Origin of the sequence: Thiorhodovibrio frisius, from assembly GCF_033954835.1 — a bacterium.
GTDB lineage: Bacteria > Pseudomonadota > Gammaproteobacteria > Chromatiales > Chromatiaceae > Thiorhodovibrio > Thiorhodovibrio frisius.
In genome coordinates, this window is record NZ_CP121471.1 from 267,953 (window position 1) to 293,412 (window position 25,460).

The window sequence follows — 25,460 nt, forward strand, 5'->3', positions numbered from 1 at the left end:
GCAGAGGGATCACTGCAACAGAAGTGGCCCGTCCAGTTCACCGCTGGACGGGCCGGAGGCCGGTGCAACTGCGCTTTGCATACCGAGGCACCGGCGAGGAGTACGTTAGCGCCAAAGGCTGGGAGCAGACAACGCTCAAGCGCTGTCCCTTGCATCCCCAGGGTGGCTGCCACTTCGCCCGTCATGGCACCTACGCACGTATCTCCCCGCCGGGAACGCTGATTTGCCGCTACTACTGCCCGGAGGGCCATCGCACCTTCAGCCTGCTGCCGGACTGCTATGCCGCGCAGCTCACCGGTCAGCTCAGCGAGGTCGAGGACGTGGTCAAGGCGGTGGAGAACGCCCCCAGCCAAGCCGTCGCCTGCGAACAGTTGCGCCCGGACATTGAGCTCCCGGGCGTGCAGCGCTGGGTGGGACGCCGAGTCGGTGCCGTGCGCCTGGCCCTGCATCTGCTCAAAGGTCTGCTCCCGGAGCGTTTCGCTGACTGTGCCGCCACCCTGAGCGCCTTTGCCCTCACGCTCGGGCTCCTTGACGGCTGTGGTGTGCTGGTGGTGCTGCGCGGGATCGCCGAGCCTTGGTTGCAACAACTTCCCGCCCCGCTCGGATTCCGTCCCCGGCATCGGGTGGTTGGCGGGCGGCGCGCCGCCCGCCAACACCCGACGGGGGCGGACCCCCCGGGGAAGAATCGTTAGGGTCGCAAGGGCAGGCACTGGGCCTGCGCTGTGAGGAACCGACCCATGACTGATTGTGATTCCGACGCCGAACGGCGCCAGCAGATCGCCTTGTTTCGCCACCAGGTGATTGGCGAGCTCGTGCATTTTCCCGAGGGCCACAAGGGGCTGTATGCGCTGATTGAGCAGAAAGCCGCGCGTGACTATGTCATCCCCGGCAGCCAACGCACCCGGGTGGCGGCCGAGACCATCCGTGATTGGCTCAAGGCCTATCGCCGCGGTGGCTTTGATGCCCTGTTACCCAAGCCACGCGCTGATCGCGGCCAATCCCGGCGCTTGCCAGCCGAGGTGGTGGAGACGCTGCTGGCGATCAAGGAGGCCAACCCGAAACTCTCCGTCCAGCTGGTCATCCGCGCAGCCCGTGAGCGCCCCGAGGTGCCCGAGGCACTGCCCCTGCCGCCCTCGACCGTGCATCGGCTGCTCGCCCGCCATGGGTTGATGGAGCCACCCAAGGAGACGCCGGTCGATCAGGACCGGCGCCGTTTCGCCTTTGCCCAGGCCGGGGAGCTGTGGATGAGCGATGTGATGCACGGCCCCAGCGTGGTGGTGGGCGGGCGAGTGAAGCGCAAGACCTATTTGATCGCCTTCATCGATGACGCCACCCGGGTGATCCCGCATGCGGCCTTCGCGCTTTCGGAGAATACGCGGGCGTTCTTGCCGGTGCTGAAAACGGCGGTGGCCAAGCGCGGGCTGCCGGCTCGGCTGTATGTCGACAATGGCGCCAATTACCGCTCCCAGCAGTTGGCGCTGGTGTGCGCCAAGCTGGGGATCGCCTTGATTCACGCCCGTCCCTATCGCCCTCAGGGCAAGGGCAAGATCGAGCGTTGGTTCAAGACGGTACGGGCGCAGTTGCTCACCCGGCTGACCTCGGAGGATACCGCCAGCCTGGAGGCGCTCAATCGCCGGCTGGCGACCTGGGTCGAGGGGGAGTATCACCTCAGTCCCCATCGCGCCCTGGAGGGGCTCACACCGCTGGAGCGGTGGGCGCAAAGCGCCGAGGCGCTGCGTTATCCCGAGCCGTCCTTGGATCTGGCCGATGTGTTTTTGTTCGAGGCCCAGCGCAAGGTGCAGAAGGATCGTACCGTGAGTCTCAACGGGGTGGTCTATGAGGTCGATGCGCTCTTGGTGGGAGAGACGGTGACCTTGCGCTTCGATCCCGAGGCGCCGCCGGAGCGTGGGGTGCAGGTGTGCCATCACGGCAAACGCATCGAAGTGGCGCGTCCGGTGCAGACCTATGCCAATTGTTTTGTCCGTCGTGAGCGTCCGTCCTCGACCCTGCACAGCGACACCCCGGCGGCGGAGCCAGCGCCCTCGGCGCTGCGCCTGCGTGAGCTACCCGATGACGGGGAGGTGCGCTGATGTATCAGAAGCATTTCGCACTCACGGCTTTTCCCTTTGATGTCACGCCGGAGCCGGATGCGCTCTTTGCCTCCAGTTCCCTGGCCGAGGCCGAGGCGCGGTTGAAGCACTTGCTCGAGTTGCGCGGCATTGGCCTGGTCACCGGCGAGGCGGGATCGGGGAAAACCACGGTGTGCCGCAAGGTGGCGGCGGAGCTGCATCCGGGCTTGTATCGGGTGTTCTATGTGCCGCTCTCGACGGGTAATGTGATGGATATGTACAAGTCGGTGGCCTGGGAGTTGGGACTGCCGACGGAGCGCAATCGCGCGGCGGCCTTTCGGGTGATTCGCACGGAGATTTCGCGTTTGACCCTGGAGGCGAGGCAGTGCCCGGTGCTGATCGTCGATGAGGCGCATCACTTGCGCAATGATGTCTTGGAGGATTTGCGCTTGCTGACCAATTACCGCATGGATGCGGAGAATCGCTTGTGTCTACTGCTGGTGGGACTGACGGAGTTGCGCCGGCGCTTGGCGATGGCGGTGCATGAGTCGTTGGCGCAGCGCGTTGTGGTGCGTCATCACTTGAGCGGCCTGACGCGCGAGGAGGTGCCTGGGTATTTGACCCATCGCCTGCGCTTGGCGGGATGTGAGCTTGAGGTGTTCGAGCCGGCGGCGGTGGAGGCTTTGTTTCAGGCGACTCAGGGGATGCCACGCAAGCTCAATCGGCTGGCGCATTATGCGTTGATCAGCGCGGCGAGCGAGAAGGCGCGCACGGTGAGCATTGATCACGTGCAGCTGGCACGTGAGGAGGTGGGGCCATGAGTGCGCGGCACGAATCGGAATCCTTGTCCGTGACCTTGCCAAGCCATTGGACTGGGGAGCAGGCGGCAGCGGTCTATACCTTGCTGTGCGAGCTGACCCACCTCGTCGAGGCGCGTTACCACCATCAGTTACAGACGTGGTTTGTTGGGGAGGAACCGGGCGAGCAGTTGGATCTGTTCGGCTTTGATGATCCGATGCCGTTCTGAACCCTCAACCGGCGGCGGGTGATACGGCCCACCGCTCCATCAACCCGGGCCGGGCGTGCGTCGCACCCCGGCCTTTTTTGTTGTCCGCTCTTCGTCGATCAGGGTCCGTCCGTGCCCTGGTGAGCGTCTCGGGCTCTTCCATCTGCTCCCTTTTTTTCACCGGGTGGATCAAAGCGGCAAATGTCTGTCTTTTCGTCTCGATACAGTTTGGAAAATTGCCGGTGGACTAAATTGAGAGCTAACACCAGGTTGACTCATCGACCCAGCCACCTTCCAGCTTGGTGCCAATCCAGCAGGCGCGGCGCTCTTCGAGGCGTTGCCATTCTAGCGGGCCGCCGAATGCGGATTCGATCGCGTTGCGGTGGCCATCATGGAGCGCGTCAAAGAGCGCCTTGTTTGCAGCGGCATCGGGGCCATCGATGTAAATGGTCACGCGGGTCTCCGCCATCGTGACCCAATAGTTCCACCAGACACCGTGGCGACGGGCACCGGCCCAATGGTATTTCCCTGGGGAGATTCTGGCGTGCAAATCAGACTGAGTCTTGGCGTGGTCGAGCAGCTTGGTCCAGAAAGCGAGTCTCGCTTCGTAGCGATCAGGACGGTTGGCCGCCTCTGCTTCCTCTTCGTCGATGGTGGCAATGGGCTCATAGACGGGCGGTTTTTCGCCATCCAGGTCGAGTCGGGAAGGATTCCAGACCCATTCGGCAATGCGGATATAGAGTTCCTGGCGTTGCTTCTGCTCCTCCGGACCAAAGGTGTCGTAGGGGCGGAACGGCAGACCGGTGCGGTCAATCAGGCTCAGAAAAGCCGGGTGGTTCTGGTAGGCCAGCGGGTGCAGGCTGCGAGCAAGCAGGTTGGCGCTGTGCGCCATGTAGGCGTCGCGTTTTTGCTCATAGGTCCCATCCCCGAGGCTTTGATTGATGCCGCGCTGCAGGAGCAGCAGACCACCGATCCGGTTGCGTTCGGTGTCGAAATCGCTTTGGTGATTGAACCACTCGGTAAAGCGTTCATAACGATCCGCCCAAACGTGCTCAATCTCGAACGGCTTTGCCTTGCCCTGTGAGATCAGATCCTCGAAGTGCGCTGGCTGGCCACATTGGGCTTCAAGCCATAAGGTTAGGCGCGCGAGGATGTGCCGAACCTGGCGATAATTTTGCGCATGCAGCCTAAACTGAGGGGCGCTCGCGAAGCTCTCTTTCTGCGCATTCAGTTCCGCGCGCAGGAAGGTCGCAAGGTCAGCGATATCGCGACCGCGCAACTCCTTGGTGAGCTGAAAGATTGTGTACTTGACCGATGAGTAACTGATGGTGCGGAAGCACCAAATGCGTCGCGCCAGCCAAATATCGATGAAGTCCGCCACCAGCGCGATCTTGCGGCGTGCCGTGTCCTTGGAATCCTCGGGGGAGAGCGGCGCCAACATCAGCTGGGTTTGCAGCGTAAAACCCCGGTCGGCATTGAAACGAATGGATTCGAGCTCCGGTTCCAAGTTGACCATCGCGTTGCGGATCGTGAGCACCTGACGGGCAAAAAAGTCGAGATCGCGGCGCACAAAGCGCAGGAAGCCATCGGGGTCCGCCAATCCCAATAGATCACGCTGATCTCGAACCCAGCGGTGGAACTCCGTGCCAATGCGTTCGTAGTCTTTGTTCTCAGCGCCAGCGGAGCCAGGCCGGATCGTTAGCGCGTGACGGGCCCGCAGCCAATCCTTGAAGAAGTCGGCGTCACCCTCTTTCTCCGTCGCCCGCAGCGCTTGCATCCGCGCCTTCCAAAGGTCGTTGATATCCCGCTGGTCGTTTTCCCGATACACATTGGCCAGCACATAGCCCTTGAGCATCTCCGGCAGGCTCAAGGACAGGCCGCGGTCGTTCATGGTCTCGAAGATGGTGTAGGCATCCTCGTCGGAATAGGCCTCGATCACAACCAGATGCACGTTCTCTAGCAGCCAATCGACGAAAAACGGCAGCGCGTCAGCGTTGATTTCTTCGGGCAAGTGCTCGCCGACATTGGCGGCCCGTGCCTGGATATTGACGACCGATGGCGTCGCATCGCTGACATCGAAGACTGCGCCCTGACCGTCCATTAAGGCACGCATGATCGGCTCGCGGTCCGGTACATCCAGGTTGAAGCTCTTGTGCCCGTATTTCTCGGAGAAGATCAGGTTGCGCACATCGACCCCATCGGGCCGCTCGCCTTGGCGATGGTAGAGCTCGATCAGCAGCAGCGTCAGCGTGGTGAGCCGTTGCTGGCCATCGACGATGAAGCGCTGACCGCGTTTGTGACTGAGAACCACCGACCCGAGGAAATAATGACCATAGTGCTCAACCTGGGGGCGCGAATGACCGGGGTCGTAGTGGTCAAGAAACTTGCCGGTGAGATCGTCGACCAATTCCCGGACTTGGCGCTCCTCCCAGGCATACTCGCGCTGGTAAAAGTCGATGGTGTACTTGGCCTTGTCGAGCAGTTCACGCACGCTTCGGGCACGGGCTTCGATGGATTTTGGCTGATCCTGATCAGTCATGGTCAATGTGGCAGCTTGAATTTATGAATTTCTGGTGAGGTCAGGGATGGCTTTTTTGTGATGGCCCGGCAGGAGACGTCAAGCGGCTTGACTTGCCGTTTCGGTTGCGTCTTTTCGTAACGCGTTGCACATTCAGCATGTTCGATAGGGAGAAGGTAGCGCCCTTCTGATTCGGTGAGGGTGTCGAAGCCGTAGCCGTGCTCGGCTCGCCACCAGGGTTCGATTTGTCCATGCTTGTCTCTAAGTGCCTGGAGAGTTTCCTGTAGCAATCCAAGTTCCTAGGAGTCTGTCGGACTTGCTAGAGTAACCGTTTAAAATGGTTGATATTTGTGTTTTTGCACTCAAAAAAAGTAACCTCGTGCAATCCATCGGTTGCAGTTAAGTCCGACAGACTCCTAGGCTTCTGGCTGCTCAAGCGGTTGCGGGTTCGACCAGTCGTCGATCAGTAGCCCGTCGATGCGGTCGAAGTGATTGCGATTGCGGGTCACCAGAACGAGACCATGCTCCAGCGCAATCCCAGCAATGAGAAGGTCGATGTCGTCGAGAGGCGTGCCCAGCAGTCTGAGTCGTGCATAGTGCTCGGCGGCGAGATCGGCGGAACGGCGTGTCATGGGGAGCAGGCGATTGCGCGCCACGAACGCGAAAAAACTTTGAAGTTGCTTGCGGGCATCACGATGACGCAGTCCACTGACGATCTCGTAGTAGGTGATGATGCTGAAATTCAGTGAACCGTGGTCGCTGATATATTGCCGGCCATGTTGAACGACCGCTTTGTCGCCAGCCTTTAGATAGAGTGACAGGACGTCGGTATCCAAGAGTGCTGGTTTCATCAATGGCGTCGCCCCGCGAAAGCCTCACGACGCCGGTCGCCGAGGTCATCCAGAAAGTCTTGGAAATCTTGATCCGCGAAATCTGACCAGATGCCGGCAAAATCCTCTGGCCCTGGTTTTTCGGAAAACGACACTGGCTCGTGATCATCGGCTTCCAAGAAAACGACGAGATGCACCGGCCCGGGGCGATAAGACCCTGAGAGTTTGGCGTGTATCTCGCCGCAGGTATTGATCTCGGCGTCGATTTCAATAATTTGTTGCATGACGATTCTCCAGGCGCGGGAGACACCCTACCCGGCTTTGTGCGCTTGCGCGCCATTAAAGTTATAGGTGTCCGGCAGCAGCTTCATGCGTTGGCATGGACCATCAGGGGTTCAACCCGCTCATGTTCCACGACCCGATGGGCATAGGCCAGGCAAGCCAAGACGTCTTCGCGCTCCAACCAGGGATAGCCTTCCAGTAGGGTGTCGGTGTCATCGCCCGCGGCGAGCATGCCAAGAACATGCTCCACGGCAAGGCGTCGCCCACGAATGATGGGTTTGCCGCCGAAGATGCGTGAATCAATTGTGATTCGTTGTAGTAAGTCATTGTTCATCGGTCTGATCTACTTTGTTGTTGCGCCAGATTGCGAGTTAGCGCGTGAGCCGGTAGCGCTCGCCCTCGCGTTGGAGTAGGCCGAGGGATTCGAGGGTGGCGAGGATTTCGGCGATTTTGGGAGCGGTTCGTTTTGGGTCCGAGAAGTCATCCGTGAGTTCCTCCAGACTTCGGGCTTGTTTGCCGAGCGCGGACTTGACTGCGGCGACTTGTTCCGGGATGCCGGCGCGCGCGGTCGGGAATTTGATTTTCCCCTTTTTCGGCTTGGCGGTGGTGGTCGCGGTGGCGGGCGTGTCGAGGTCGGCGGTTTGTTGCTCGCCGGTGGTGGTGGCGGGCGCTTGCGGGTTTTGGTAGTCGGGGCGCAGCCAGCGGATGGTTCCTTGGGCTTCCTCGGCGGCGCGCTCGGCGTTCAGGGCGACCAGGCGGGTGAGCAGTTCTTCCTCGGCTTGGAGCTGGTCGGCGGGCTTGTCCGGCCAGGGGCAGGTGGCGCCGGGGCGGCCGATCAGTTGCTTGGCCAGATCCTGCCAGCCGTAGGCTTCGAAGACGGCGGTGTCGAGCTGGTCGTGGAGTTCGCGTAGCAGGGTGACCAGGCCCTGTTCGTGAATGGTTTTTTCTCTGACCGAGAGCGGCGTTTCGCGGCGCAAGGCGTCGAGGACATTGTAGATGCCTGTCAGGGTCAGCTCTGGATGCTGAGCCTGCTGGCGCTTGCGGTGGGCGTCGATTTGCTTGGCCAGATCGCGAATAGTGGTGATTTGGGTATCGTTGGCGGCAGGGAAAGGGAAAGTCTCAAAGCAACGGGAATGGTTGTATCTGGGGTCATTACCGACCCCTAAACGCCCACCGGTTGCCAGCGCCCAGGTTACGTGGATCCTGGTCGAGATCGTCCCGAGAATATGTGCATCGGTGACAGTGATGGCGACGATTCCTTGATCCGGCAGTATTTCGCCATCGAGAAATTGGAAAAAGCGATGTTTGGCTGTCATCGGCGTAACTAAGAAACGCGAAAGTCCGGCTTTTGCTGAGCGCAAATCCGGTCGTGGTTCCGCGAACAGCCACCACTTTTCACGGTATGCGGCACGTTTGGATTGGTCCCTTTCTGGTTTCACGCCATTGAGAACACGTTGAAAGGAAGCCGGAAACCGCTCTCGCGCTTGTTCAAGCGTTAACCCGAAAAAGTCTATTGCAAACACACCTCTGGGTCTGGCAGTGAGGTCCTTACCGTTGCGCAGCGGCGTCATCGCTTCGAACTCCTGCTTGATCACAGGGTCGCCTGGCTCGATCCAGAATCCGCTGCCCATCAGAGTGACACCGCGAAAAGCTAATCCAACATTCGCTTGCAGCTTTTGAGCTCCCGCCACATCGGCCCCAATCGCCAAATCCGCGAAGAGCTTCCCCTCGCGCTCGCTCAATTCCACCGCCCGCGCGTCATCATCCCCGGCACTCTCGCTAGTAACCTTGCGTAGCAGCCCCGGATGCTCGCCGGCTACGCCGACCGTCATGGCGATACGCACTGCCGCTCCGTCGCTGGCCTCGACCCAGGGGTGATCAGGCACCGCGAACACCAGCGACAAGGGCGCCTTGGGATCGTTCAGATGTGGCTCGAGCACGCGGCGGTTGAAGGTCTGGCGAAGGCTGTTGGTGGTGATGAAGCCGAAGCGGCGCGCCTCGCCCTTCCTGACTTTCTCGGCGGCGATCTGCCACCAGTACATGACGAAATCAGCCGAGTCCGGCACCAGCCCGCTGTAGACCTTGCGCACGGCATCGACATAGCCGTCGCCGAGGGCGCGGCGCATGCTGGCGGCACCAATAAACGGGGGATTGCCGACGATAAAGTCCGCTTCCGGCCACTCGGCCCGGCGCGGCTCGAGATAACGGTAAACTTGAAGGCGTTGGGTCTCATCGGGGATATCTTCCCCGGTAATGGGGCTGGCTTTGACGCTGCGCCCATCCCAGACGGTCACGGGCTGGCCTTGGTCGTCCAGCAAAGGCTCACGCGCCTTAGCTTGGATCAGGGCATCGCGGCACTCGATGTTATGGAAGTCGCGCAGCACCGGCTCGGGCGGGTTGACATGGCCGTAGGTGCGAAAATGCCATTGCAGGTAGCCGATCCACAGCACGATGTCGGCGATGCGCGCGGCGCGGGGGTTGACCTCGAGCCCAAGAAATTGATTGGGGTTGACGGTGAAACCTTCGAGCTCAAAGCTCGCGGATTTCTGCAGACGACCAAGCACCTCGAGCACCTCGCCTTCCAGTCGCTTCATGTGTTCGAGCGCGACATAGAGGAAGTTGCCGCTGCCGCAGGCGGGGTCGAGCACGCGGGTCTGGCACAGGCGGCCGTGGAAATTGCGCACCTCGGCGATGGCGTCTTGGGTTTTGCCCTGGCGCGCGTGGTTTTGCGCGGCGACCTGGACGTCTTCCCAGGCGGCGCGCAGGGGCTCGATGACCGTGGGCATGACCAGGCGCTCGACATAGGCGCGCGGGGTGTAGTGGGCGCCGAGCTTGTGGCGCTCGTGCGGGTTGAGGGCACGCTCGAGCAGGGTGCCGAAGATGGCGGGCTCAACCTGGCGCCAGTCGGCGCGGGCGGCGTCGATGAGCTGGCCGATTTGCTCGGCGGTGAGCGGCAAGGGATCGGCGCCCTCGAACAGACCGCCGTTGAAGCGCAGCACTTGCGTCATCAAGACGCCACAGAAGTCACCTTTGTTCATGCTTTGCCAGAGGCTCTTTAGCGCATCCGGGAAGGTCTCGGGCTGTTCTTTCAGTCGCACCAGCAGCTTGGAAAAGCTTTCGGGCGGGAGCAGGCCGACATCCTCGGCGAACATGGTAAACAGGCAGCGTGACAGGAAGCCGGCGACGCGTTCGGCGTCCGCCCCGCTCTCCTCGAGCGATTTCGCCAGGCGGGCGAGGGTATCGGCGATGAGCCGGGTGACTCGGCCAGCGTAACGGCTGGGGTCGAGGCTCAGCGGATCGAGCCAGAGCGCGCGCAAGCGTTCGCGGATTTCCTCCGAGCGCAGTTGCTCGAGGCCGATGCGGTAGCTGCGCGGATCGGGGAAGGGGACGTAGTTGCCGCCCGTGCAGGTGAATTCGGAAAACAACACGAATGTGCGCCCAACATCGACGACAATGATGAACGGCGGTCGACCTTCCGCGGCTGGCAGTGCCTTGACGTAGTTCTCGGCCTGCTTGTGGGCCTTGACGATGGCCGCGTCCCAGCCGCCACTGCCGGTTTGCTTGCCGGTATCCTTGCCTTCAAGCACGAAGCAGCCACGCTTGTAGAGGTCCAGCGAGCGCGGGGTGGTGCTGCCATCCGGAAGGCGCTCGGTGACGGATCGCTCAAAGACGTAGGCGTTCTGGCCATTGTCTGCGCTCGCCGGGTCGGGCTGGGACAGATCAAGCAGGGTGCAGAGCTCGGTGAGGAACATCTGTAGGTTGGCGCGCTCGTTGCCACCACGGCTGACGCCACCACCCCAGCGGGAGATGAAGGCGTCGATATCCGTTTCGTTCATATCTGACTCCGGCGAACCCGTAACGGTGCCGATTGTACGCAACCAACAGTAGGCTGTCAGCAAGGAGCGCACGGCCAGGTTAGCTGATCTCCCCGATTGATTGTCGCGACTGGGCGCGTTAGTGTGAGCCTGAGAAACCGGATTGCCGCCGATTCGAATCCCCCAATTCTGCCACCAACCTGACCACGCAACGACCATGATCAAATTGACTGTCAATGGCAAGCAAACAGAGATCGACGTGGACCCGCAGACACCGCTGTTGTGGGTCTTGCGCGACCACCTCGGGCTGACCGGCACCAAGTTTAGCTGCGGTATCGCCCAGTGCGGGGCTTGCACCGTCCATGTTGATGGTGTCGCGACCCGCTCCTGCTCGACGCCGGTGTCGGCCGTGGCGGGGCGTAACATCGTCACCATTGAGGGCCTATCGGAGAAGGCCGATCACCCGGTGCAGCAGGCCTGGGTGGAACTGGACGTGCCTCAGTGTGGCTTTTGCCAGTCCGGTCAGATCATGGCTGCGGCCTCGCTGCTGGAGAACAACCCGAAACCATCCGACGCCGAGATCGACCAAGGCATGGGCGGGGTGCTGTGCCGCTGCGGAACCTATAACGACATCCGCGCCGCTGTGAAGCGTGCCGCTGAGATCGCGAGCGAGGAGGCCTGATCATGGAAATGACACGACGTACTTTTCTGCGCACCAGTCTGTACGCCAGCGCCCTAGCCGGCGGCGGTCTGCTGATTGGCTTCCGCATCCCCGCCGCTGAGGCCGCCACCGCGCCGGTGGCCGATGATGAGTTTGCGCCCAACGCCTGGGTGCGTATTGCTCCTGACGGCAAGATCACCGCCGTGGTCGGCAGTTCCGAGATGGGCCAAGGCGTGATGACCGCTATTCCGATGCTGCTTGCCGAGGAGCTGGATGCCGACTGGCAAGCGGTGCGGGCCGAATTCGCCCCCGCTGACGCGGCCTACACCAACCCGATCATCGGCCAGCAGCTCACGGGTGGCAGCACGGCGGTGCGCGGCTTCTGGACGCCGGTGCGTGAGGCGGGCGCGGCGGCGCGCATGATGCTGCTGGCGGCTGCGGCCAAGCGCTGGGGTGTCGACGAAAATGCCTGCACCGCCCGCAACAGCGAAGTTGTCCATGAGGCGAGCGGGCGCCGTCTCAGTTACGGCGCGCTAGCCACGGACGCCGCGAAACAGCCCGTGCCGAACTCGGCCTTCCTCAAGGATCCCAGCGATTTCACCTTGCTCGGCACCCGACAGAAGCGCCTGGATACGCCGGCCAAGTGCGATGGCAGCGCAGTGTTCGCCCAAGACATCCAGCGCCCGAAGATGCTGACGGCGGTGGTTCAACGTTGCCCGGTATTCGGTGGCAAGCGCACGGGTTTCGACGCCGAGAGCGCGCGCCGAGTCCCCGGAGTGGTGGATGTGCTGCCGCTGCACGAGGATGCAGTAGCCGTGGTGGCCGAGGGCTGGTGGCCGGCCCAGCAGGCGCGCGGCAAGCTGCGCATCGACTGGGATTTCGCCGGCAATGGTTCGCTTTCCAGCGCGACCATTACGCGCCAGTTCGAGCAGGCGGTGGACAGCGGCATCAGCGCCCGCAGTGAGGGCGATGTCGCTCAGGCGCTCAAGGATGCGCCCAAAACCCTGGAGGCGATCTACGAGGTGCCCTATCTGGCACATGCCTGCATGGAGCCGATGACCTGTGTCGCTGAGATTAGCGACACTGGCTGCGATGTCTGGGTCGGCACCCAGGCGCAAACCCGCACCCAGCAGACGGCGATGGAGATCACCGGGCTGCCGCAAGAGAAGGTGCGGGTGCATACGCTCTTTCTCGGCGGTGGTTTTGGGCGCCGCTCGGAGCAGGATTTTGTGCGCGATGCGGTCAGTCTGGCCAAGCAGACCGGGCGCCCGGTCAAGGTCATCTGGAGCCGCGAGGACGACATCCAGCACGACTACTATCGCCCCGCGACTTACAACCGGCTCGCCGCCGCGCTGGACAGCGAGGGCAAGCCGCTGGCCTGGCGTCATCGCATCGCCGGGCCTTCGATTCGCGCGCGCAACTCGCAGCAGGTGCGCGAGAGTGGCATGGACGGCTCCTCGGTGGAGGGAGCTAAGAACCTGCCCTACGCCATCGACAATCTGGAAGTGACCTATGCCATGGTCAATCCGCCGGTGCCAGTCGGCTATTGGCGCTCGGTCGGCAGCTCGCAGAATGCCTTTGTTACCGAGGCCTTTTTTGACGAACTGGCGCGCGCGGCCGGTCGCGACCCCTACGAACTGCGCCTTGAACTGCTGGCCAATCACCCCCGCCATCTCGGTGTCCTCAAACTGGCGGCGGAGAAAGCCGGCTGGGGCGAGCCACTGCCCGAAGGACGTGCGCGCGGCATCGCGGTGGCCGAGGCCTTCGGCAGCTACTGCGCTGAGGTGGCCGAGGTCGAGCTTGAGGACAAGACCGTGAAGGTCAAGCGCGTGGTCTGCGCCATCGACTGTGGTCAGATCGTCAATCCGGCCATCATCGAGGCGCAGATGGAGAGCGCCATCGCCTATGGCCTCAACGCCACCCTGAACGGCGAGATCACCATCGGCAATGGCCGCGTTCAGCAGGGCAACTTCGATGACTATCCGCTGATCAACATCGCCGAGATGCCGGCGGTCGAGGTGCATATCGTCAAGTCTGACGCCTCGCCGGGCGGCGTCGGCGAGCCGGGCACGCCGCCGATTGCCCCGGCAGTCGCCAATGCCTTGCTGGCGCTGACCGGCAAGCCGGTGCGCCGGTTGCCGATTCGGCTGTGATGATCCGATCCAGTGACGATCGCCATTCGGCGATGATCCGATCCGGTGATGATCTGGTCATGGCCGCGTGATGATCCCGGCGGATCAAGCAATCCTGGAGGCCGCCGTCGACTGGCTGCGCGCCGGTCGCAGCGTCCATCTGATCATGGTACTACGCACCTGGGGCTCCTCGCCGCGACCGGTCGGCTCACTCTGGGCGCTCGCCGAGGACGGGGCCAGCGTCGGCTCCATCTCGGGTGGCTGCCTTGAGGACGAAGTGACGCGGCGGCTGCGCGAAGCGGCCCCCCTGCCCCAGCCCGAGATCCTGCGCTACGGCGTCACCGCTGATGAGGCAAGGCGCTTCGGGCTGCCCTGCGGCGGACAGGTCGAACTGCTCGCCGAACAACTCACCGATCCGCACCCCCTGCAAAGCATCCTCGACACTCTCTCCGAGCGTCGGCGCATCGCCCGGCGGATCGACCTCGCAGACGGCACGACCCGCTTGATACCGGCCACGCGCGACACGGTGGCAGTGCAACGAGAGGACGGCGCCGTGTTGCGGCTGTTCGGTCCCGTGTGGCGGCTACTACTGATCGGCGACGGCGCCATTGCCCGGCTGGTGGCGGAGATGGCACAGGCGCTGGATATCGAGGTGATCCTCTGCGATCCGCGCATCGAAGACCCGGCGGGCTGGTCGCTTCCCGGCGTGCGGCTGGAGACCACCATGCCCGACGATGCGGTGCTGGCGCATGCGACCGATCCCCGCAGCGCGGTCATGACCCTGGCGCATGATCCGCGCCTGGATGATCTGGCCCTGCTCGAAGCCCTGCAAGCCGACACCGGCTATGTCGGCGCCCTCGGCTCCCGCGCCAGCAACGCCCAGCGGCGCGAGCGACTCGCCACGCTCGGCGTGCCCGAGCATCGATTGGCGCGCCTGCGTGGCCCCATCGGTTTAGGCATCGGCGGGCGCACCCCGGCTGAGATCGCCATCTCCGCCATCGCCGAGCTGGTCGCGGTCCGCAACGGCTCGCCACTGGCACAACGCGAACCAGACCCTGCCGATAAGGATCGGGATGGGTCTGCGGGTACGGCTTCAGCTGCGGCTGCGGCGGCTGGCACAGCAGCCCAGGCCTGACGCATGCCGGTCGGCGTCCTGCTTGCGGCAGGCAGCAGCCAACGTTTCGGCAGCGACAAACGGCTGCATCGGCTCCCGGACGGCACACCCATGGTGGTGCGCTCCGCGCGCACCCTGCAACGCGCGCTACCCCGAGTGCTGGCCGTGGTGCGAGAAGCGGACGAGGTCGCAGACCGCTTGGCCGCCGAGGGACTCGAAGTGATCCTCTGCCCGGCGGCCATCAATGGCATGGGTCACAGTATCGCCTGCGGCGTCGCGGCGAGCGATGACGCCGACGGCTGGCTGGTTGCTCTCGCGGATATGCCTTGGGTCCAGTCGCAGAGCATCGCCGCCGTCGCGACCGCCTTAGCTGAAGGTGCCGCCATCGCACGCCCGGTCTATGAAGGCCAACAAGGCCACCCCGTCGGCTTCAGCGCCCCATTCGGCCCCGCCCTGCAAGGCTTGCAGGGCGACCAAGGGGCGCGCCACCTGCTGCGCAGGGCAGCGCTGACCGAAGTCCCTTGCCCAGACCCAGGTGTCCTTCGCGACCTTGACCGATAGAATGGGTGGTCGATGGGCTGATTATTGAGCCGATACGCCAACACTGGACATAGAAAGGTTTGCATGACATCAGGCGTGGATGTTCAGGGTTGTACCCGATAGCCAATATCCGAGGCGGCGCGCTTTGCGCAATGAGCGGATTGCACCCAATCGGCAGCCCACTGCCCTAGGAGGAAATACCATGACGTCGTCATCTGCTGCGGACAAACCCAAACCCCCAATCGCCGTCTACGGCGCCATGGCGGCAAACGGTGTGATCGCGGTTGCCAAGGGCGTTGCGGCCCTCTTTACCGGCAGCTCGGCGATGTTCTCGGAGTGCATTCATTCGCTGGTCGATACCGCCAATGAGGGGTTGCTGCTGCATGGCATGAAGCGCTCTGCGCACAAGCCGGACCAAGCGCATCCCTTCGGAACGGGCAACCCGATCTGGGACGGCATCGCTTCCATGATGATTGGTTTGACCCTGGCCAGCGTTGCGCTCATCCTCGCTTACGAGAGCCGTAGCCTGTTGATCGGCGAAGCGGCGGACCCATTGGTTATCGACAGCATTCGGCAACTCGCCCGCGAAGACGCGGACGTGGTCGAGGCTGGTCGTCCGCTGACCATGCATTTGGGACCCGATGAGGTTCTGCTGAATCTGGATGTCCGGTTCCGCTCCGGCCTGTCGTCTGAGACCATCATGGGCGTGGTGGACCGACTGGAGCGCGGCATTAGAGAGCGCCATCCGGAGATCAAACGCATCTTCATCGAGGCTGAGTCATTGCGTCGGGAAGGCGCTGGTGCTGTTAGCGGCACTCCCCCCGTCTGAGCCGGGCGCTCCGCTACCTGATCACCGCATCAAGCGAGCGCCCGATCATCGGCTGACAATCCTCATAGCTGACAACGCGTGACACGCAGGAGCAAGCATGGAATACACCAAATTAGGCAGCAGCGATCTGACCGTCTCTCGAATCGGACTGGGCACCTGGGCCATCGGCGGCTGGATGTGGGGCGGCACGGACGAGGACACCTCCATCGAAACCATCCGCCATGCCGTCGAGCTCGGCGTGACCTTGATCGACACCGCGCCGGTCTACGGCATGGGTCGCTCAGAAGAAATCGTCGGCAAGGCCATCGCCCGCCACGGACTGCGCGATCAGGTGGTGCTGGCGACCAAATGCGCGCTGAACTGGTCCGACGACGAGACCAAGGTCTGGCGCGAGGCCACGCGCGCGCGCATTGAGCGCGAAGTCGAAGACTCACTGCGCCGCCTGGGCACCGACCGCATCGACCTCTATCAGATCCATTGGCCGGATGCGAAAACGCCCATGGAAGAGACCGCGCGCGCCATGGACGACCTCTTGCGCGCCGGCAAGATCCGCGCAATCGGCGTCTCCAATTTCTCTCCTGAGCAGATGGACGCCTTCCGCGCGTCCGCCCCACTGCACGCGAATCAACCCCCTTACAATCTCTTTGAACGCGAAGCGGGCGATGCCGTGCTGCCCTATTGCGCGCGCCACGACATCGGCACCCTCACCTACGGCGCGCTCTGCCGTGGCCTGCTCAGTGGGAAGATGACGCGCGAGCGCCAATTCGGCGGCGACGATCTGCGCCGGAACGACCCGAAATTCCAACAGCCGCGCTTCGATCAGTACCTGGCCGCGGTCGCGGCGCTTGAGCATTTCGCCCGCGAGCACTACGACAAAGACGTCATGGCACTGGCCCTGCGTTGGCTGCTCGACCAACCCGGTCACAGCGTCGCCCTCTGGGGCGGGCGCAGCCCCGAGCAGATGGACCCGGTCAACATCATCGACGGCTGGAGCCTCGACCGTCAGGCGCTCGATGCCATCGACCAAATCGTGCGGGAGCATGTCACCGACCCCGTGGGGCCGGAATTCATGGCGCCACCGACTCGCTGAGCAGGCGTGGAAGCTGTCCGGTTGCGATGAACTGGGCGAGCTTCCCCCGGAGCGCATCATCGATATTGCTGAGCGCAACGGCCTGATCAATGCCATCGGCGACTGGGTTCTGCGACCTGCCTGCCGCCGGGCCCGGCAGTGGCTCGACCGCGAGCTCAAATTCGGGCGCATCACGGTTAACCTCTCTGGTCAGCAGATTCGCGGCAGTGACTTTGACACCCATCTCAGCGCCATTGTGAACGAAACGGGCCACCCCGGCCCAGTTTCGCGTGGTGGCCGAAGGGGTCGAGACGGAGACCCTGACGGACCTTGGCCGCACCGCCGGTTTCACCCACGCTCAGGGATACCTGATTGGACGGCCGTCGCCGTCGCTGTCACTGACAGGCTGAACTCGCACCTTACCTATCTGTCAGAAGCGACCACCGCACATCGCAAAGCAAGATTGTGCTTTTTTGTTATTCTAGCCTTCGATTCTTGAGGCTTCGCCACCAACACTGAGTACTCAAAGATCAAAAGGTTTGTCATGGCTGCAAATCCTAACGCCACGCCTGCGCTTCCCGACCTCAGCCAATGCGAGGCCGAGCCGATTCATCTCTCGGGCGCCATTCAGCCGCATGGGGTCCTGCTCGCCCTGCGCGGGCCAGATTGGCGGATTGTCCAGACCACCGCCACCTGCCGCGAGTTGCTCGGCATCGCCGCAGAGGATCTGCTCGAGCAAAGGCTGGAACAAGCCCTGGGCGCAGCGCTGGTCAGCGCCGTGCAAGACGCCTTGGCGGGTTACCAGGCACAACCTAGCGCCCCCTATTCGTTTCAGTGGCCCTCGCCGCTGGATGCCCGCGCCCTGACCGGCTATGTGCACGAGTCCGACGCTCTGGTGCTGCTGGAATTGGAGCCGGAACCGCCCGCCGGTGCCGTCCCCGAGGATCTGCTCGCCCTGGCCGTGCGCGGGCTCAACCCGATCCGCGCGCAAAAAGACCTGACGGCAAAGCTGCACAGCGCTGCGGCCTTGTTGCGTGATCTGACCGGCTACGACCGGGTGATGATCTACCGTCTCGACCCGGTGGATTGGCATGGCGAGGTGGTCGCCGAATCGCGTCGGGACGCCCTGGAGCCCTATCTGGGGCTGCACTATCCGGCCTCCGACATTCCGGTGCAGGCCCGGCAGCTGTATTTGATCAACCGCACCCGGGCGATCGTCGATATCGACTATGTCCCAGTGCCGCTCACGCCGGCGCTCAATCCCGTCAGCGGCCAGCCACTCGACCTCTCGCACAGCCTGCTGCGCAGCGTCTCGCCGGTGCATGTGGAATATCTGCGCAACATGGGCGTGCGCGCCACCTTGACGCTATCCCTCTACCGCGAAGATCAGCTATGGGGACTGATCGCCTGCCACCATCAGACGCCCTATCTGGTCTCAGAGAAGCTCCGCCGGGTCATGGACTGGATGGCGCAAGATCTGGAGACGCAGATCCAGCTCGCCGAAGACGCTTGCCATCGCCGCGCGGAACATGACCTGAAAACCTGCCGCGAGCACGTGGTTGCCGCTATGCGCCAGGGTGCACGGCTCTCCGCCTTGCTTGAGTATCCGCATCAGTCTGACCTGCTCGGCGCGGTCGGAGCCGAAGGTGTCGCACTCATCGTTGGCCAGCAGGTTCACACCGGCGGCGAGACACCGGATGCTGCGCGCATCGCCGCGCTGGCTGCCGAGCTGTGCGCGCGCACCAGCGCTGACAAGGCCCCGGTCTTCGCCACCGATTGTCTGAGTGACCACCTCCCTGACACTCAAGACCTAGGTGCCACGGCGGCCGGACTGGTCTTCCTGCGCTTGACCTCGGCACCGGATCTCGCGCTGCTCTGGTTTCGCGCCGAGCAGGTGCGCCACCTCAGCTGGGGCGGCGATCCCAACAAGCCGGTCACCATCGAGACGGATGGTCGCATTAGTCCGCGCAAGTCATTCGCGGCCTGGACGCAGACGGTGCATTTGCATAGCTGGCGCTGGAGCGACGAGGAACTGGCATCGGCGAGCGAGCTGGGCGCCGTGATGGATATCGAGCTGCGCTATCAGGCCGAGGCAGCGCGCAACCAGACACAAGCGGAGCTGATCGACGCCAAGGAGCGGGCCGAGGCCGCCAGTCGGGCCAAGTCCGAGTTCCTGGCCAACATGAGCCACGAAGTCCGCACGCCCCTCAACGGCGTCATGGGCTATCTCCAGGTCATGGAGATGTCGAATCTGGATGAGGAAATGGCCGGATATGTGAAATCGGCAAAGGCGTCCTCCCAGAGCTTGCTGACCGTGATCAACGACATCCTCGACTTTTCCAAGATCGAGGCCGGCATGTTGACTATCGCGCGCGAACCTTTTACCTTGGACGCCCTCTTGGAACAGATCAAAGCGGCCTTTAGGCCGCAGGTCGCGGCCAAGGGCATCGCGCTGCACTGCCACATCGCCCGCGAGGTGCCCGCGGAATTGATCGGCGATGCCGCGCGGCTGCGCCAAGTGCTATTCAACCTGGTCGGCAACGCCGTCAAGTTCACCGACAAGGGACTGGTGCGCTTGGACGCCCGGATGCTGGAGCCGAGCGATGCCGGGCGCCTGCGTCTGCAATTCGCCGTGACCGATACGGGCGTCGGCATCGCTGCGGACAGGATCGACGAGCTGTTCGAGCCCTTCACCCAGGTCGATAGCTCCTCCATTCGGCGTTTCCAGGGAACGGGTCTGGGTCTATCCATCGTCAAACGACTGGTCGGCCTGATGGACGGGCAGGTCGCCATTGAAAGCACCCTGGGCCAGGGAACCACCGTGCGGTTCGATATCGCGGTGGGCATGCTCGCCGCAGAACCGACCGCCCGCGAGCCGGCCATCACCGAGGCGAACATCACAGAGTCGGTCACCACCGAGCCGACCATCCCAGGGCTGGCCCAGGCAACGCCCCAGAGCGCGGAGCCGTCCTCGACCAAGCGTCTGCGCATCATGATCGTCGAGGACGACCCGACCAGCTCGCAGATCATGGCGATGTTGCTGGAGCGCTGGGGGCATCGCGTCTGCACAGCCTTCAATGGCCTCCAGGCACTCGAAGGCTTGTCGAAGCAGGCGTTTGACCTGGTGTTCATGGACGTGCAGATGCCCGAGATGGATGGCATCGCGGCCACCCGGCACATCCGGGAGAACCGCAACGGCGACATCGATCCCTCGGTCACCATCATCGCCATGACGGCCCATGCCCTGAAGGGCGATCGGGAGACCTGTCTCGCGGCTGGCATGGACGACTACCTGGCCAAGCCGGTTGACGCACAGGCCCTGCGGGTGGTGCTGGACCGGTGGGCTGCAGAGAAATAACAACCATTCTGGGGCGGTATCGACCGTTCTCGCTTGTTTCGCCGCTTGCCTGGTCAATGGGTTTTGCGCGACCTGGAGGCCGCACCTCCGAGGTGCCTGCTCAATGCGCCGGTGTGACCGGCTGCGGTGGCGGATGGCCGGGCCGCGCGAACAAAAAGCCCTGTAGGTAATCGACGCCCGCTTCGCGCAGCCATTCCCACTCGGCGCGCCTTTCAATTCCCTCGCCCACGGTGTCGATACCCAGCTTCGCGGCCATATCGATGAGGCCAGACACAATGGCCTGCTTCGATGGGGTGCGGTCGATGTCGGTAATCAAATCGCGGTCGAACTTGACGATATCCGGGCGCAGTCGCTCCAGCAGCGTGAGCGAGCCATAGCCAGCGCCAAGATCATCGAGCGCGACGCGAAAACCGGCGGCACGATACTCAGCCAGAATGCCGACCAGATCGCGGGTATCGGCCAGTTCCTCGGTCTCTATGACTTCAAAAACAAAGCGCTCAGGTGGCCAACCGGTCGCGCGCGCTGTGGCAATGGTAGTGCGCAGACAGAAGGCCGGGTCATAAATGGACGTGGGCGTGAAGTTGATGAAAATCGGTGTTTCCAGACCGAGCTGACAGGCGGTTTCAATTGCTTTCAGCCGCGCCGCGCGATCAAGATGAAACAGCATGTCGGCCGCGCGCGCGGCATCAAACAAAGCGCCTGGCGAGACCAGGTTTCCCTGTGTATCCAGGCCACGCAGCAGGCACTCATGGGCATAGGCGCGTTCGGGCGCAGCCGCATGCACGATGGGCTGAAAGTGAGTGGTCAGGCGATCCTGTTCGATCATCTCCGCCAACCATTGGCCGCGCGCGAGCCCGATCCAGTGCGACAGTGGCTCGACCGCCGCCAGCAGACTGATATCCGCCTGCTTGCCTTCCGGCAGGAAGAGCGCCTTAGTGTGCGCCTGTTCGGTCAGGCTCAGCCAGTCGCCGAGTTGGGTGAGCAGTTCGCCGAGGTGCCCGTCCGCGCATTCGATCATCACCAGATCGGCCAGCTCCAGCCGCGATACCCAGGCTGTCGCCTTGAGGGATTCCAGCAACTTCTGCCGGGAATGCGCCAGCGGCAACGCCAACAGCAGGCGTCCGGCCCCATCGGGTAGAACAGGGAGTTGTTCGCAGCCGCTGCAAGCCATTGGAAACATCCTCGTGAAAAGCGCAAATCCTGGGTTCGGCGGCATCATTGAGCCCGAACTGGCGGAGATTGCCGAACACCCCTTAACCTATGCCAACAGCATAGCGACCCTGCCCGGAGATTTCATCTCTGATGTGACGGCCATCTGTCACGGGGGCGTCACAATGATTCGCCTGCTGGCGCTTTTCGTTATCGTTGCCTGGCGCTCGGTCAACTCACTCATCTGGGCGCTGCTGCTGGTCACCAGCCTCACCCAGAGGATGCTTGCGCTGCCGAAATATCCCTATAAAAATTGCGAATTTGTGATAGGACTCCCAACGCGAGCACTGGTACCAAGCTATTCTTGACTCAACGAAGCGCGGGTTGGTCCTCTTGTCGCAGCCTCACGGCATCGCCTGGCAACCCAAGTCGCTTCGCAAATCACTTGCAAACTCTGACGCGCCGTCCCAAGCACTACCCCGACGATGACGGCTTTCAGCGTGCAAGCTGGCCGCTGCTTCTCGACACCTGGGAGTAGAAGACGATGTGCAGATGGCTGATCCGGCAGGATCGCCCCGATGGGGGCATTTTGAGCTTTGCGGGAACACCCGCGTTCCAGGCGCGCTGGTCGCTCATCGCCGACCCGCCGCCCCCACCGACCGAAAGCCTGCTCGAAGAGAACCCCACCCATGAGGATGCGCGTGACTACTGGTTCCGCACCGGTGAGGATGATGACGACATTATCATCCTGTTTAACGAGCTTCGTTGGCAGGACGCACCTCCGGAGCCCGAGCGCGCGCAGAGGTTGATGGCAAAAGCGGTCTGCGAAATCAACGACATGATTGGCGAGCGGTTCTGATACCTGAAGTTCACAGCCCCGGCCACCCCGGGGAATAAACCTGCTGTTTCGTGCTAAGCTGTACCCGCGTTGACGCCCGACGAGCGAAGTGGGGATTGCTTGAGCGGAAAATCGCTTGAGCAAATCAGGGGCGCGGCGGAAACCACCCGGGGCTTGCGGGCAAGCGTTTTCGATGGCAACTCATCAAAGAGTTCTTTGTACTCCAGAGAAAAACGGCTCAGGTGTCGAAATCCGTGTGCGGCCGCCACGTCCGCTACCCGAGTTGATCTGGGCTTGGCTGCGGCCAAATCGCGCCGCACCTGATGCAACCGATACACTTTGACGAAACGCAGTGGACTCAAACCAAAGCGCTCCTCAAAGGCATATTCGAGCGTGCGCTGCTTGGCACCGGCCACCTGGCACAGCTCGCCCACGCTAGGCATTGACGACGGGCCGTTGGTCAAATAGTCGAGTGCCCGACTGATAACTGCTGAGCGCGATTTCCCAACGCGAGGGCGGAGCAACTTTCTGCCCGGAGCCCGACAGAGGGCGAGCAGACGTCGCGGCATCTGGTGCTCCAACACCGCAGTGAGTTGCTCGGCCTTCTCAGGATTCGGCCTGGCTTTTCTGATGATCCTGCGTCTGACCTGTCCGCGCGCACTCCGCGGGCCCGCTGTGGCGAGGATGTGATCCAACCAGTCGCAGAAAGCGGCGAAATCCTCCGGCTCCACCGCCAGGCTGCGGCGTTGGACGGCGGTTTCAAGCAGCAGTGTCGCCTCCTCACCCAGTTCGCGTTGCAGGAACTCGACCCCCATCAGCAGGATGAAATGCGCATTATGGGCATCCACAACGGCATCGAGCGGCCCTGGAGCGCTGAAGTTAATCACCGATGACTGAGGATCACGCCCAAAGAAGCGGGTGCCTTCTCCGAGCTGCAGCGGGACGACCACCACCAGCATGCCCGGCGGCGAGATGCCCCGCAAACGCGTTGGCGCCGAAAAATACTCGCGATACAGCACCACCGATTCAGTCGCCACATAATGCTTAAGGTTGTAGAAGCTCTGCGTCCCGAGAGGCTCGGACAGCACTTCCCAGGGCCGCGACGTTGCCTCAAAAATAATGGGATCGTCCGTTTCGATGCAGCCACACGCCAGGCGGCTGTTACCGCTAATGATGTTGTCTTTCATTTGCAGACTCCTCTCATCCTGCTGGACTCAGTGCCATTTCAAGGTCGACGACTGGGGATCCCAGGGTAGCCCTCAGGCGCAAGATTCGCCCTGGGCAATCCGTTTTAAGCGAGGGAAACGATAGGCGTATACAAACACATTTTTTATCGTAACGGCAGGATTATATTGCCGTTTTGTGATCTTTATCAAAGAAGGACGAATTTTGCTCACGCGGTAAGAACCCTGTCCGCGGCAGTGCCGATGCGCACGCATTTCTTTGATAAATATCGCACCGAGGGCAAGTCGGGCGGCACCGGGCTGGGCACCTATTCGGCCAAACTCGTGGCGAACATCGTGGGTTTTGAATTACAGATGGAAACCAGCGATGCAGAGGATCGCACCTGCATCATGCTTGGCATGCCAGCACCAAGCTGAGGCGCTTTTTTAGCGCGCCAGCGCCAGCAGGGCGTCGAGATCGAGATTGGCCTCGCAATGATCGGCCAGTTCGTCTAGCGCGGCCTCGGTGCGGGCGATGAAATCTAGCGCTGACGCCTGAGCGCCGACCTGCGCGAGCCAGTGGGCACGAAAAGCATCGCTTGAGAAAATACCGTGCAGATAGCCGCCCATGACCCGCCCATCCGCTGAGATGGCGCCTTCGGGGCGGCCCACTCCGCTGCCACTCACCTCGCTATTGCCAAGCCGCAGCCATGGGCGTTTGAGCGCTGGCCCTGTGGTGCGGCCCATGTGCATCTCGTAGCCGCTGATGGCGCAGCCGCTGGTCAGCTCGGTGGCGTCGATGTCAAGCAGGCGCTTCTCTGGACCAATCTCGGTGACCATGTCGAGCAGGCCAAGCCCGGGCGTGTCGCCGGGCTCGCCTTCGAGACCCTCGGGGTCGCGCACCAGGGTGCCGAGCATCTGGAAGCCGGCGCAGAGTCCGAGCACCCGCCCACCGCGGCGGACATGGGCGAGGATATCGATATCCCAGCCCTCGCGGCGCAGGGTGTCGAGATCGGCGCGCGTGGCCTTGGAGCCGGGCAATATGACCACATCGGTATCGGCCGGCAGGGGCTGGCCGGATTGCAGCCAGCGCAGATCCACTCCGGGCTCGGCCGCGAGCGGGTCAAGATCGTCGAAATTGGCCACCCGCGACAGGCGCGGCACGGCGATTTTGAGCGTCCCCGCACCAGACCAGTTCAGCGAAGCCGGGCGTTCGAGCGCGAGCGAATCCTCAGCCGGCAGACGGGAGGCCCCCTCGAACCAGCGCAGCACGCCAAGAAAGGGCCAGCCGGTGTGGGCGGTGATGGTCTCGCAGGCGGGCTCAAACAGCGAGAAATCGCCGCGAAATTTGTTGACCAGATAGCCAACCACCCGGTCGCGGTCAGCCTGATCGAGCAGCAGCCAGGTGCCAACCAGGGAGGCCATGGTGCCACCCTTGTCGAGATCACCCACCACCACCACGGGCACGCCAGCGCGCTCGGCGAAGTGCATGTTGGTGATGTCGCAGTGGCGCAGATAGATCTCGGCACCGCTTCCCGCTCCTTCCACCAGCACCAGATCGGCCTCGGCGCACAGACGCTCGAAGGAGTCGAGCACCGCCGGCATCAGCCCTTGGCGCATTTCGTGATACACCCGTGCCGGGCAGTTGCCAAGCACCCGCCCGCGCAGCACCACTTGGGAGCCGATGTTGGTCTGGGGTTTCAGCAGAACCGGGTTCATGTGAATTGACGGCGCCACCCCGCAGGCACGCGCCTGCAAGGCTTGCGCGCGACCGATCTCACCGCGCGGGCGCTCGCCATCGGGGCCGGGAGCGGCGTCGGAGTCTTGGGTCACCGCCGCATTGTTGCTCATGTTCTGCGCTTTGAAGGGGCGCACAACCAGTCCGCGCCGCGCATAAGCCCGGCACAACCCGGCCACCATCATGCTCTTGCCGACATCCGACGCCGTACCCTGAATCATCAACGCCCGCGCGCGACGCGGGCCGTGGGTGGCGAGGGGTGGCAAATCCAGCTTGATGGAAGGAGGCTTGGTTGGAGACGATTGGTCAGAAGAATCGGTGCTTGGGTCTTGCATAGAATGACTTCAGA

24 protein-coding genes are annotated in these 25,460 nt (G+C 62.8%); 15 read left to right on the top strand and 9 right to left on the bottom strand.

The window, feature by feature from the left end; genetic code table 11:
- Positions 1–62 precede the first annotated feature (62 nt).
- From Thiofri_RS01510 to Thiofri_RS01525, 4 genes are read left to right on the top strand one after another with little or no spacing between them, the layout of a single operon-like run.
- Complete coding sequence (locus Thiofri_RS01510) at positions 63–692, top strand: hypothetical protein (protein WP_009150107.1); 630 nt, start codon at positions 63–65, stop codon at positions 690–692.
- 45 nt (positions 693–737) lie between these two features.
- On the top strand, positions 738–2,090 hold the full coding sequence (locus tag Thiofri_RS01515; RefSeq protein WP_009150108.1) for a DDE-type integrase/transposase/recombinase: 1,353 nt from the start codon (positions 738–740) through the stop codon (positions 2,088–2,090).
- The gene (locus Thiofri_RS01520) at positions 2,090–2,890 is read left to right on the top strand and encodes an ExeA family protein (protein ID WP_009150109.1); all 801 of its coding nucleotides are present in this window, start codon (positions 2,090–2,092) and stop codon (positions 2,888–2,890) included. The genes Thiofri_RS01515 and Thiofri_RS01520 overlap by 1 nt, the downstream gene beginning before the upstream one ends.
- The gene (locus tag Thiofri_RS01525; RefSeq protein ID WP_009149578.1) at positions 2,887–3,096 is read left to right on the top strand and encodes a hypothetical protein; all 210 of its coding nucleotides are present in this window, start codon (positions 2,887–2,889) and stop codon (positions 3,094–3,096) included. Before Thiofri_RS01520 ends, Thiofri_RS01525 begins: the two co-directional genes overlap by 4 nt.
- A 238-nt stretch (positions 3,097–3,334) precedes the next feature.
- Here Thiofri_RS01525 and Thiofri_RS01530 read toward each other — a convergent pair whose 3' ends face one another.
- From Thiofri_RS01530 to Thiofri_RS01555, 6 genes are all read right to left on the bottom strand, one after another.
- A complete protein-coding gene (locus tag Thiofri_RS01530) occupies positions 3,335–5,614 on the bottom strand; it encodes a DUF4268 domain-containing protein (protein WP_009150172.1) in 2,280 nt (759 codons plus the stop codon).
- A 2-nt stretch (positions 5,615–5,616) separates the two neighbouring features.
- The gene (locus Thiofri_RS01535; RefSeq protein WP_009150171.1) at positions 5,617–5,883 is read right to left on the bottom strand and encodes a hypothetical protein; all 267 of its coding nucleotides are present in this window, start codon (positions 5,881–5,883) and stop codon (positions 5,617–5,619) included.
- Positions 5,884–6,009: 126 nt separating this feature from the next.
- Positions 6,010–6,444 carry a type II toxin-antitoxin system VapC family toxin gene (locus Thiofri_RS01540; protein ID WP_009150170.1) on the bottom strand — a complete coding sequence of 145 codons (435 nt, stop codon included), beginning with the start codon at positions 6,442–6,444 and terminating at the stop codon, positions 6,010–6,012.
- Positions 6,444–6,707: a hypothetical protein gene (locus tag Thiofri_RS01545; protein WP_009150169.1), complete on the bottom strand. Its 264-nt coding sequence runs from the start codon at positions 6,705–6,707 to the stop codon at positions 6,444–6,446. Before Thiofri_RS01545 ends, Thiofri_RS01540 begins: the two co-directional genes overlap by 1 nt.
- Positions 6,708–6,790: 83 nt before the next feature.
- The gene (locus tag Thiofri_RS01550; protein ID WP_009150168.1) at positions 6,791–7,039 is read right to left on the bottom strand and encodes a DUF433 domain-containing protein; all 249 of its coding nucleotides are present in this window, start codon (positions 7,037–7,039) and stop codon (positions 6,791–6,793) included.
- A 37-nt stretch (positions 7,040–7,076) separates the two neighbouring features.
- Positions 7,077–10,541, bottom strand: coding sequence for a class I SAM-dependent DNA methyltransferase (locus tag Thiofri_RS01555; protein WP_009150167.1), 3,465 nt, complete (start codon positions 10,539–10,541; stop codon positions 7,077–7,079).
- 196 nt (positions 10,542–10,737) lie between these two features.
- Between Thiofri_RS01555 and Thiofri_RS01560 the strand changes: the two genes are divergently transcribed.
- The 8 genes from Thiofri_RS01560 (at position 10,738) to Thiofri_RS01595 (ending at position 20,223) form a co-directional block, all read left to right on the top strand.
- Positions 10,738–11,202: a (2Fe-2S)-binding protein gene (locus Thiofri_RS01560; protein ID WP_009150166.1), complete on the top strand. Its 465-nt coding sequence runs from the start codon at positions 10,738–10,740 to the stop codon at positions 11,200–11,202.
- Positions 11,203–11,204: 2 nt separating this feature from the next.
- Positions 11,205–13,334: a xanthine dehydrogenase family protein molybdopterin-binding subunit gene (locus Thiofri_RS01565; protein ID WP_009150165.1), complete on the top strand. Its 2,130-nt coding sequence runs from the start codon at positions 11,205–11,207 to the stop codon at positions 13,332–13,334.
- A gap of 70 nt (positions 13,335–13,404) precedes the next feature.
- Positions 13,405–14,448: an XdhC family protein gene (locus Thiofri_RS01570; RefSeq protein WP_009150164.1), complete on the top strand. Its 1,044-nt coding sequence runs from the start codon at positions 13,405–13,407 to the stop codon at positions 14,446–14,448.
- A 3-nt stretch (positions 14,449–14,451) separates the two neighbouring features.
- Positions 14,452–14,988, top strand: a complete 537-nt coding sequence (locus Thiofri_RS01575; protein ID WP_009150163.1) for a nucleotidyltransferase family protein — start codon at positions 14,452–14,454, stop codon at positions 14,986–14,988.
- Between the two features lie 181 nt (positions 14,989–15,169).
- The gene (locus Thiofri_RS01580; protein WP_009150162.1) at positions 15,170–15,796 is read left to right on the top strand and encodes a cation diffusion facilitator family transporter; all 627 of its coding nucleotides are present in this window, start codon (positions 15,170–15,172) and stop codon (positions 15,794–15,796) included.
- A 97-nt stretch (positions 15,797–15,893) separates the two neighbouring features.
- The gene (locus tag Thiofri_RS01585; RefSeq protein WP_009150161.1) at positions 15,894–16,886 is read left to right on the top strand and encodes an aldo/keto reductase; all 993 of its coding nucleotides are present in this window, start codon (positions 15,894–15,896) and stop codon (positions 16,884–16,886) included.
- The gene (locus Thiofri_RS24670) at positions 16,837–17,364 is read left to right on the top strand and encodes an EAL domain-containing protein (RefSeq protein ID WP_223296796.1); all 528 of its coding nucleotides are present in this window, start codon (positions 16,837–16,839) and stop codon (positions 17,362–17,364) included. The genes Thiofri_RS01585 and Thiofri_RS24670 overlap by 50 nt, the downstream gene beginning before the upstream one ends.
- Positions 17,365–17,409: 45 nt before the next feature.
- Positions 17,410–20,223: a response regulator gene (locus Thiofri_RS01595; RefSeq protein WP_009150160.1), complete on the top strand. Its 2,814-nt coding sequence runs from the start codon at positions 17,410–17,412 to the stop codon at positions 20,221–20,223.
- Positions 20,224–20,323: 100 nt separating this feature from the next.
- Here the strand turns inward: Thiofri_RS01595 and Thiofri_RS01600 are convergent, their stop codons facing one another.
- Positions 20,324–21,394 carry an EAL domain-containing protein gene (locus Thiofri_RS01600; RefSeq protein ID WP_009150159.1) on the bottom strand — a complete coding sequence of 357 codons (1,071 nt, stop codon included), beginning with the start codon at positions 21,392–21,394 and terminating at the stop codon, positions 20,324–20,326.
- Between the two features lie 13 nt (positions 21,395–21,407).
- Here Thiofri_RS01600 and Thiofri_RS01605 point away from each other — a divergent pair, with 13 nt between their 5' ends.
- Positions 21,408–21,740 (top strand): hypothetical protein, encoded by a 333-nt coding sequence (locus Thiofri_RS01605; protein WP_009150158.1) that lies wholly within the window; start codon positions 21,408–21,410, stop codon positions 21,738–21,740.
- A 176-nt stretch (positions 21,741–21,916) separates the two neighbouring features.
- A complete protein-coding gene (locus Thiofri_RS01610; protein ID WP_009150157.1) occupies positions 21,917–22,231 on the top strand; it encodes a hypothetical protein in 315 nt (104 codons plus the stop codon).
- 53 nt (positions 22,232–22,284) lie between these two features.
- On the opposite strand, the gene Thiofri_RS01615 is transcribed toward Thiofri_RS01610, so the two are convergent.
- Positions 22,285–23,397 (bottom strand): helix-turn-helix domain-containing protein, encoded by a 1,113-nt coding sequence (locus tag Thiofri_RS01615; protein WP_009150156.1) that lies wholly within the window; start codon positions 23,395–23,397, stop codon positions 22,285–22,287.
- A 240-nt stretch (positions 23,398–23,637) separates the two neighbouring features.
- Here Thiofri_RS01615 and Thiofri_RS01620 point away from each other — a divergent pair, with 240 nt between their 5' ends.
- Positions 23,638–23,811: a hypothetical protein gene (locus tag Thiofri_RS01620; RefSeq protein WP_190275837.1), complete on the top strand. Its 174-nt coding sequence runs from the start codon at positions 23,638–23,640 to the stop codon at positions 23,809–23,811.
- A gap of 9 nt (positions 23,812–23,820) precedes the next feature.
- Here Thiofri_RS01620 and Thiofri_RS01625 read toward each other — a convergent pair whose 3' ends face one another.
- Positions 23,821–25,446: a cobyric acid synthase gene (locus Thiofri_RS01625; protein ID WP_009150155.1), complete on the bottom strand. Its 1,626-nt coding sequence runs from the start codon at positions 25,444–25,446 to the stop codon at positions 23,821–23,823.
- Between the last annotated feature and the right edge of the window lie 14 nt (positions 25,447–25,460).